The 1,622-nt window shown below is 70.3% G+C and carries 1 protein-coding gene; it reads right to left on the bottom strand.

Going from position 1 to position 1,622, the window contains the following annotated elements; translation table 11 throughout:
- Positions 1 to 37: 37 nt before the first annotated feature.
- Complete coding sequence (locus FNH04_RS45770) at positions 38 to 1,462, bottom strand: cytochrome P450 family protein (protein ID WP_152792117.1); 1,425 nt, start codon at positions 1,460 to 1,462, stop codon at positions 38 to 40.
- Positions 1,463 to 1,622: the final 160 nt, after the last annotated feature.

Raw genomic sequence — 1,622 nt, 5'->3', positions numbered from 1 at the left:
GGTAGGGGCGGCGGGGGCGAGGAAAACCCAGGGGCCCTCAATGCGATCTGCGCGCCCCGAACATCAGCCGCCGCAGCGCCGACAGCAGGCCATGTGCCTGGCGGTCGGACGTATGGGGCGCAGGCGCCAGGGCCACCACGTCGCCCCGGCGTGGGACCGGGACCGGACGACGCACAGGACTGCGGTCGCTCAGTTCGTAGCGGACGGGGAGGAGCCGAAGCCCCCGCACCACCGGACCGGACCGCCAGGGCAACTGGTCCGGCGGCAAAGTGAGTTCCGCCTTCGTGAAGTGCTCGAAGACACGCCCCACCGCCGTGGTCACGATCATGCCGGCCAGCTCACGGGCCGCACTCGGGCACTGGTGCGGCCCGGCCCCCCACGCGAGATGCGCCCGCGTACTGATCGTGGAGTCGACGATGTGGGACGTCCCGATCGCCAGCAGATCCTGGTGCGCGGCGGCGACCGACGGGGACACGATGTCCCCGGCGCGCACCCAGTAGTTCCCCAGCCGGACATCACGCGCCGCGAAACGGAAGCACATGTTCGCCACGGGCGGGCTCACCAGCGCCGCCCGGTTCACCGTCTCGCCGATCATGCCCGCCGACAGACTGCGCCGCACGGTGGCGTTCCCCCGGAGCACCTCCAGCAACGTGTTGCACACCATGTTCCCGGTGATGTCGTTGAGATAGACGGCGTTCATGAACAGCTCACGGCCCAGCTGCTCGTCCGAGAGCGTCGGGTCGGACAGAAGCAGGTACGACGTCAGGTCGTCCCCGGGCATCGCCCGCCGATGCGCCGCCAGCCGCGTCATCGCCGCCGACGCCCGCGCGGTCGCCGCCCCCGCGTCGGGCCCGCCGTCCAGCATCCGCCACAGGTCCATGACCATCTCGTCGCCGAGTTCGACCGGGCAGCCGAACAGCTTCGTGGTGACCATGAGGAGCAGCGGCCGCGTGTACTGCGCCATGAGATCCGTGAAGCCCGTGGTCCCGGACTCCGCGGCCAGCATGGCGATCAGCTCGTCCGCGTACCGTGCGACGGCCGCCCTCAGCTCCCACCCCTCCGGGGTGTGCCCGTCCTGGAAGGGCCGCATCGCCGAGTGGTACGTCCGCCGCGCGGCACGGTGCTCGTCGTCGTCGAAGAACATCGTCTGCCGCACCTCGTACCCCGCGAGCAGCGGCCAGTCCTTCGGCAGCCGTCCCTCGGCGCGCGCCCTCCAGTGCCGTACGTCCCGCCGCCACACGCTCTCGCTGCGCAGCACCTCCAGGACCTCGCGATAGTCCAGCACGAGCCACACGGGCACGCCCATCAGCCCGATCGGGGCCACCGGACCGTGCGTTCTCCGCAGCCGCTGGTACACGCTGCCCGGATCCGCGTCGAACTCCGAGGTCAGCAGCGGCTCCACCGGCAGCGACTCGATCCTGGGGCTGCCGGCGGGGGCGGCGGCGAACGCATGTGATTCCATGACGAACACGCATACCGTATGACGCGTTCACGTGCAGTGACGATGACATGAACTGTTACGGGTTGGTGATCCCTGGGGTGGATGTGGTGTTCCCCGGCCCAAACCGCAGGCCAGAGCACACCGACGCACACCGAAGCACTCCGCCGCACCGACCTTCGCC

It is taken from the genome of Streptomyces phyllanthi (genome assembly GCF_009377205.1).
Taxonomy (GTDB): Bacteria; Actinomycetota; Actinomycetes; order Streptomycetales; family Streptomycetaceae; genus Streptomyces; species Streptomyces phyllanthi.
The sequence above is the reverse complement of the archived record's forward strand: the minus strand, read 5'-3'. Positions and strand labels throughout refer to the sequence as shown.

Bases quoted from the DNA above. Each gene is read 5' to 3' on its own strand.
- FNH04_RS45770 (WP_152792117.1), bottom strand. From the start codon at position 1,462: ATGGAATCACATGCGTTCGCCGCCGCCCCCGCCGGCAGCCCCAGGATC.